The sequence below is a fragment of the Stenotrophomonas sp. HMWF003 genome (assembly GCF_003061285.1).
Lineage (GTDB): Bacteria > Pseudomonadota > Gammaproteobacteria > Xanthomonadales > Xanthomonadaceae > Stenotrophomonas > Stenotrophomonas maltophilia_AP.
The window spans coordinates 14,193-20,853 of sequence record NZ_QAIW01000260.1; the positions used below are offsets into that span (position 1 = coordinate 14,193).

The 6,661-nt window shown below is 69.4% G+C and carries 7 protein-coding genes; 1 reads left to right on the forward strand and 6 read right to left on the reverse strand.

Annotated features, from left to right (window positions below):
• Window positions 1-97 precede the first annotated feature (97 nt).
• Window positions 98-271: a hypothetical protein gene (locus DBR34_RS21325; protein WP_181393972.1), complete on the reverse strand. Its 174-nt coding sequence runs from the start codon at window positions 269-271 to the stop codon at window positions 98-100.
• Window positions 268-411, reverse strand: a complete 144-nt coding sequence (locus DBR34_RS21330) for a hypothetical protein (RefSeq protein WP_181393973.1) — start codon at window positions 409-411, stop codon at window positions 268-270. Before DBR34_RS21330 ends, DBR34_RS21325 begins: the two co-directional genes overlap by 4 nt.
• Before the next feature lie 210 nt (window positions 412-621).
• Between DBR34_RS21330 and DBR34_RS10885 the strand changes: the two genes are divergently transcribed.
• Window positions 622-1,242: a M23 family metallopeptidase gene (locus DBR34_RS10885; RefSeq protein ID WP_128096804.1), complete on the forward strand. Its 621-nt coding sequence runs from the start codon at window positions 622-624 to the stop codon at window positions 1,240-1,242.
• A 13-nt stretch (window positions 1,243-1,255) separates the two neighbouring features.
• Here the strand turns inward: DBR34_RS10885 and DBR34_RS10890 are convergent, their stop codons facing one another.
• From DBR34_RS10890 to DBR34_RS10905, 4 genes are all read right to left on the reverse strand, one after another.
• Window positions 1,256-2,365, reverse strand: coding sequence for an alpha/beta fold hydrolase (locus DBR34_RS10890; protein ID WP_128096805.1), 1,110 nt, complete (start codon window positions 2,363-2,365; stop codon window positions 1,256-1,258).
• A 10-nt stretch (window positions 2,366-2,375) separates the two neighbouring features.
• On the reverse strand, window positions 2,376-3,206 hold the full coding sequence (locus DBR34_RS10895) for an AraC family transcriptional regulator (protein WP_128096806.1): 831 nt from the start codon (window positions 3,204-3,206) through the stop codon (window positions 2,376-2,378).
• A gap of 68 nt (window positions 3,207-3,274) precedes the next feature.
• Window positions 3,275-5,326, reverse strand: coding sequence for a TonB-dependent receptor (locus DBR34_RS10900; protein WP_128096807.1), 2,052 nt, complete (start codon window positions 5,324-5,326; stop codon window positions 3,275-3,277).
• A gap of 131 nt (window positions 5,327-5,457) precedes the next feature.
• The gene (locus DBR34_RS10905; protein ID WP_128096808.1) at window positions 5,458-6,279 is read right to left on the reverse strand and encodes an arylamine N-acetyltransferase; all 822 of its coding nucleotides are present in this window, start codon (window positions 6,277-6,279) and stop codon (window positions 5,458-5,460) included.
• Window positions 6,280-6,661: the final 382 nt, after the last annotated feature.

Genomic DNA, 6,661 nt, shown 5'->3' on the forward strand with positions numbered 1-6,661 from the left:
CGTACGTGACCGCCATACCATGCTGGGCGCGCGCGACCGGACCCGCGCGGTGTCTAAGGCGATTACCCTGCGGGTGATCTGAAGGCGGATGCAGGAACTACAACGTGGTGCTGTCCACCAGCTGCCGCCCGGCCTGGGTCAGGTCGATGTCGCCGTCTTCGGCCTGCGCGGCGTAGCCGGCGGCAACCGCCCAGTTCGCCTCGGCGTCCGATACCGGGCGGGTGGCGTTGATGTCATCCAGGATGCGGCGTTGCTCGGCGGTCAGGCTCACGTGGTCGGCCCGCTCGATCCCATCGCGGCACCGCCCTGCCTGGCACGGATTGCGCGGCGGTGGTTTACCCACCACACCAGCCCGGGCAGCCCATACAGCAGGGCCCCGACCAACAGAAATATCTTGAATGCGGTATTCATGGTGTGCCTTCGATAGCAGCCTGCCGGGCGTCCGACGGAGGGAAGGCGGAATGATCTTCCCAGGCGACAGCTGCAGTTCAGCAGATGGCACGTGAAGCCGCTGTCCATCCGAAGCGGCAATGCCGTGACGCGGACCACAACGGTCGCACACTTCATGCCCAGCCCACACACGCTTTGTACCCTCGTTGCCTGCGCCCCACTGGAGCAACGATGCGCCCGGATACACCGATTTCCTCTTCTGCCAACGCGCCCTCACCGGCCCGTCGGCTGCGTCGCTGGCTGGTCCGCCTGCTGCTGCTGGCCATCTGCGTGGTGGCCGTGGGCGCCCTGTGGAACAGCCGCTGGGCGCAGGTGCCGCGGGCGATGTGGACACTGGCGCGGATGCCGCCGCCCCCTGCACTGCCTGTTCCCGTGGACGGGGTGACGGCCCGGCGCATTGCCGATACGTTTGGCGCACCCCGTGGCCGCGACCGCACCCATGCCGGCATCGACATCTTCGCCAGGCGTGGCACGCCGGTGCGCAGCGTGGGCGACGGGGTCGTGGTGGATGTCCGCGAGGGCGGGCTGGGCGGTCGGCAGGTGTGGGTGCTGGGGCCGGCCCGGGAGCGCTATTACTACGCCCATCTGGAGGGATGGCGCGACGGCCTGGTGCGCGGCGAGGTGGTGGCGGCCGGCACCGTGCTCGGGTACGTGGGCGACAGCGGCAATGCCAAGGGCAGGCCGCCGCACCTGCATTGGGGCATCTACGGGGCCGACGGGGCTTACGACCCGCTGCCCTTGCTGCGTGCGTGGACGCCGGCCCCACGCACAACCCCGGCCGCGCGGCGATGACGCTGGGCGTGCGCTAGCGGGTCGCGGGCGCGCCGGTTCCCGCTGCCAACGTGTCGCCAAACAGCTGCAGCGCCTGCGCGATGGCCGCTGCGTGGGCTGCGGCCTGGGGCGCCTCCGGTGGGCACAGCGTGGCCAGGCGCTGGCGGCCGAGCGGCGTGCAGGCGGCCAGGAATTCGTAGTGGCCTACATCGGGCAATGTACGCAGCGTCGCCTGCGGTGCGAGCGCTGCCAGCACCTCGCCATTGGTGGAGGGCGGCGCCACCGCATCGGCGTCGCCGAGCAGAATCGACACCGGCTGCGGCAGTGCGCGCAGTTGCGTCGGCGTAAAGGCCTGCACGATGGCCGGTGCCATCAGGAAGGCGGCCCGCACACCGGGCACGCGATGGTCATCGCCTGCCTGCGCCATGTAAGGCGCCAATGCGGGCGTCGCTGCGGCATCGATGCGGGCCTGCAGCGTGGACGCAGGCATTTCCAGTTGCGGCTGGCACACCCCGTCATCCGGGGTGGCGCGGCAGAACGCCAGCAGGTGGGCCATGTCCACGCGGGCACCGGCGGAGGCCAGCGCAGTGAAGCCGCCGGCGGAGAAACCGGCCACTCCCAGCCGCGTGGCATCCACGTGAGCGCCGAGCTGCGGGTCGGCCTGCACGGCAGCCAGTGCGGCCTTGAGGTCCTCGGCGCGTTCCCAGATCAGGATGCTGCCGGCCAGCGTCATCGGCTCCACGCCGTTGTTGCCCGGGTGGTCCACGGCGATCACCAGGTAGCCGGCCCGCGCCATGGCAATGCCGAACCAGCCCATCATCCGCGCGCTGCCGCCATTGCCGTGCGACAGCAGCAGGGTGGGCAGGGCACCCGGCGCGATCGGGGCGTCGATGGCGGCGCTGCCGACGTCGAACAAGGGGGCGTCCGGGGGCCCGATGGTGATGGGCCGTTCGCGGGCGCCGGGCACGGCCGGGTACCACACGGTGTAACGCAGTCCGTCGTGCTGCGCGGCATCGCGCACCGCACCGCTGGCACTGCGGGTCTGCCCATGGCGCTCCCCGACGACCGTCGGCGCGGGGGCCGCCAGCGAGGCGGCGCTGGCCATGCAGAGCAGCAGAGTCAGGTAACGGGCGGGCAGTGGCATGGGCGGTCTCTCATGTAGGGTCGGTGTCGGCCAGCGGCAGCCAGATTTCCATGCCGCCGTGGCCGGTGTGCGCGTCAAAGCGTGCGTCGTAACGTTCCAGCTCCGGCGCATCGGCCAGGCTCAGGCCCGACGCGGGCAGGTAGTGGTTCAACAGCCAGTACCAGGTGGAGCGGATCGCCGAGATGTGGCCGGCGTGCCACGCCACCACGTAGCGGTGGGCGGGAATGCGCACGGCCTGCCAGCCATCCGGCAGCGCCGCGAAGCCGGTCACGCCGATACCGGCGATGTAGTCGAAGCTGCCGTCCTCGTCGCTGTTGCAGCACACCCCGTAGCTCACCTCCGGTGCGGTGGGGCATTGCTGTGCCAGCCGTTGCCATTGCGAAGGAATGGCGGCCACCGAATCGCCGTGGTGGCGCGCACCGATGCCGGCCACCAGCAAGGTGTCGGCGCTGACGATGCGCGGGGGGTGCGCGCAGGGCAGGGCATCGTCGTGCAGCTTGATCGCCTCCACCAACGCGATGCTGCCCAGTCCCTGCGCGCGCACCTGCTCCGGCGGCCGGCCGAACTGCTCGGAGAACGCGCGGGTGAAGGTGGGGTGTGAGGCATAGCCTGCCTCCAGCGCAACCTGCAGGATGTCGGGCGCGCCGCCGGCCAGTTGCCGCGCCGCTTCGCTCAGGCGTCGCCCGCGCAGGTAGCGCACCAGCGACGTGCCGGTGCTGGCCTGGAACAGGCGTGACAGGTGGAACGGCGACACCCCCACCACGCGTGCCACGTCGGCCAGTGCGATCGGCGCGGCGTGGTGGCTTTCGATGTACCACAGGGCCCTGCGTGCCGCGCTCATGCCGCCTTCCGGATCGGGACAGGCACGCAGCGTAGCCCAGCATCGCCACGGCCGCTTGGCCGTTCTTGCTACAGCGTGAGGTTCAACGACACGAACAGACTGCGCCCGGGCGCCGGCGAGAACATCGGCTGGTCATCGCCGCCCCAGAAGAAATTGTCGTACCACGCGTAGGCGTAGGTGCGGCCGGTAAGATTTTTCACCTGCAGGTCCACGCTGAGCCGGTCCGACAGCGCGTAGCCGGCGCTGGCGTCCAGCACGGCGAAGCCGCCATAGCGTCCGTGCTGGTTGCTCTCTTCCACGTAATAGTCGCCCTGCCGACGGCCCTGAATGCCGAAGCGCCAGCGTGCATCGGGGCGGTAGTCGGCCCCGATGTTGGTGATGTGGCGTGGCGTGGCCAGCACCTCGTTGCCGGCCAGTGAGCGGCCGTCGGCAGTGAATGCGCTGACCACCTTGGCCTGCTGGATGGCGTGCGATGCCCAGAGCGTCCAGTGCGCACTCAGGCGGGCGTTGACCTGCAGGTCCACCCCGCGTCGCCGGGTCTGGCCCAGGCCGACGGTGGTGCCGGTGGCGGGCATGTTGGCCACTTCATCGGTGGCATCCTGCTGCCAGACAGCGACACGGGCCTGGGTGCCGTCGGCCGGGCTGAAGCTGATGCCCAGTTCCTTGCCGGTGTTGATCGACGGGCGGAACGCGGCCTGCCCGGGGATGAGGTAAGCCGGGGCGGTGGACCCGGTCAACAGCTGGAAGGTGCGGCCCCAGTTGGCGTACACGTTGAGCGAGGGAGTGAACGCATACGCCACGCTGAGTTTGGGTTGGTCTATCCAGCCGGAGCGCTGCAACGGTGCGCGGATGCCCCCGGGCAGGTGGGTGTCGCCGGAGAACCGATCCACGCGCCACGCCGGAATGATCGTCAGCGCCGGTGTCGGCTGGATCACGGCCTGCAGGTAGCCGCCGACGTTGTCCAGGGAATAGCGGTCATCATTCTGGATGCGCGCCGGTACCGCGTCGAAGTCGGTCGGGATGCCGTAGGCGTAACGCAGTCGTCGGTACGCATTGTCCTGCTGCTCGGCGTTGATGCCGCCGGCCACGCTGAGCCGCTCGCTGGCGCGCCAGGTGAGGGTGCTCAGCAGCCCGGTCTGCCGTTCGTCCCACTGCCGGCGCTGACGCGGCGCGTTGCCGGGCCGGTAATCGGTGAAGGTCACCTGGCGGTCGTCCTCGTACCGGTTGTAGTACAGCCGGTTGCTGAGCTGCAGGGTGTCGGTGAGGCGCAGGTCCAGGTGCGCGCCCAGGGTGCGCATGTCGCGCACATCGCCATCGTTGGCATTCTTGCGCGGCGATGCGCGCCGTGCGCTGGCCAGTTCGGTGGCGGTGAGAAAGCCGGGTTCGTCGGCAACGTGGTGGTACACGCGTGCGACCAGACCGGCCTTGAGCACATCCTCGTCGCTGCCGATGAACCATTTGCCGCCCAGCGAATACTTGCGCGACCGGTCGTGGTCGCGATAGCCGTCCGAGGCCTGGGTGCCGATGAAGTAGTTCTGCGCCACGCCGTTGGCTTCGCGGCCGACGGCGAGCTGCACCTCGCGGCTGTCGAAACTGCCGTAGCTGAGCCGGGCATCGGTGTAGGTGCCCCCCTGGCGGGTGCCGACGTTGATGTTGCCGCCGATGTTGTGCAGGCCGTAGCGCGGGTCGTTGGTGCCGCGCACTACTTCGATGTAGTCGATGTCCAGCGGGAAGATCATGTCCACGAAGCGCTGGTTGCCGCTGTTGACGTTGCTCGGAATGCCGTCGATCAGGATCTTGATGCCGTTGATGTAGCCCTCGCCGTTGAACGCACGGAAGCTGGCCTTGCCGGACTCGGCACCCTGCCGGGTTTCGGTGAGCTGGATGCCCGGCATCTGCCCCAGCAGTTCCCAGCTGTTGCCGACATTCTTGTCCGCGATCTGGTCGGCAGCCAGCACATCCACCGAGGTCAGCACCTGGCGTGACGCCAAGGGGCCGGTGCTGCCCTTGCGGGCGTCCACGCTGCCGAGCGTGACGGCCGAGGGAGAGGGCGGGCTGGCCGCCGCGTCGGGTGCGCACAGCGTGGCCAGCAGGGCGGAGGCCAGGGCGTGGGTTTTCATGAGGAAGGGGCGTCAAACAGTCTTGGGGTCGGAATGATATAACATTGCATTCAATGTAGCTGGTCAGGGGTGCCGCCGTCCCAACGGGCCTGCAAGGCGACGTCATCCCGTGCCGGTTTGCGTGTGCAGGCTCACGCCGCCCCGCGCAGCCACGCCGTGATCGCCTCATGCAGGCGCGGGTGCGCGGGCACCGTGATGCCGAACGCATCGCGCAGCACGCTCAGCACATCGTCGGCGTCGTTGAGCAGGCGGCGTTCGCTGGGCTGCCCGCGGCGGTGCACGGTGTAGGCGCCGGCACCGAGCGTGCGGCGTCCGTCCGGCACGGCCAGGGCAACCCGTAGCTGTCCGGGAAAGGACGAATGTGGGTGCGTGCACACGTACCAGTTGCCCACCTCATGGTCGATGGCCGCCTGCACCTGCAGGTCGAAGTGGTAGAGCGGCCGCCACTCGCCGGCGATGTCCACCTGCAGCAGGAACTGGTCGTGCTGCGGGTCCAGCCGGTAGTGCTCGTGCGGCGTGGCCTGGGCGAAACGATGGTCCAGCCGCAGCGGGCCGGTAGGGGTGTTGCCGCCAAAGCCGACGTCGGCGATGTAGTCCACCGCGTCGATGCGCACCAGCACCAGCATGTGGGTGCGCGCGGTGGGGGCGTCATCGGTGCGTCCCATGACCACACGCGCGGCCAGGGCGCGGGCATCGAAGCCGAGGTGCTGCAGCAGCGCCAGGAACAGTCCGTTGAGCTCGTAGCAATACCCACCGCGTCCTTCGCGCAGCAGCTTGTGCGCCACGCTGGGCAGGTCGATGGCCACCGCATCGCGCAGCAGCGTGGTGAGCGTCTCGAACGGGAACGTGGCGTTGTGACGTTCCTGCAGCAGTGCCAGCGTGGCCAGGGTAGGGGGCGGTGGCGCCGCCACGCCGAGGCGGGCCAGGTAGTCGCGACAGGTTTCCGGGTCCATGGGCAGGGGCCGTGCGGGAAGGTGGGGCCACTGTGATGGCTCAACCGTGGTTGAGGTCAAGCGGGGGCGATCGAACGCTGAATCGCGCCCGCGGAATGCCCGCCACCGTCATCGTGCCGTCGCTTCTGCCCGCTACAAGGGGCAGGCAGGGCAGCGGGTCGCGGCCACCGCGAAAAAATTCCCTAAAGACCACGCGTTTCCGGCCGATACCGATGCGTCATTCCGCCTGGAGCATGTGATGTCGGCCGTCCCCCGCCGCCCGTTGTCTTCGTTCGCCCGCCTGGGTGAGCGCGTTGTCCTGCCTTGGTTCACCGGTGCCGCCGCGTCGGCGCGCCGCCTGAGTGTCGCACGCAAGCTCAAGGCCGCGCTGCTGGTCTGCGGC

What these genes read in the sequence shown, in the direction of transcription:
- DBR34_RS10895 (WP_128096806.1), bottom strand. Translation starts at nt 3,206, where the DNA reads ATGAGCGCGGCACGCAGGGCCCTGTGGTACATCGAAAGCCACCACGCC.
- DBR34_RS21330 (WP_181393973.1), bottom strand. Translation starts at nt 411, where the DNA reads ATGAATACCGCATTCAAGATATTTCTGTTGGTCGGGGCCCTGCTGTAT.
- DBR34_RS10885 (WP_128096804.1), top strand. Translation starts at nt 622, where the DNA reads ATGCGCCCGGATACACCGATTTCCTCTTCTGCCAACGCGCCCTCACCG.
- DBR34_RS10905 (WP_128096808.1), bottom strand. Translation starts at nt 6,279, where the DNA reads ATGGACCCGGAAACCTGTCGCGACTACCTGGCCCGCCTCGGCGTGGCG.
- DBR34_RS10890 (WP_128096805.1), bottom strand. Translation starts at nt 2,365, where the DNA reads ATGCCACTGCCCGCCCGTTACCTGACTCTGCTGCTCTGCATGGCCAGC.
- DBR34_RS10900 (WP_128096807.1), bottom strand. Translation starts at nt 5,326, where the DNA reads ATGAAAACCCACGCCCTGGCCTCCGCCCTGCTGGCCACGCTGTGCGCA.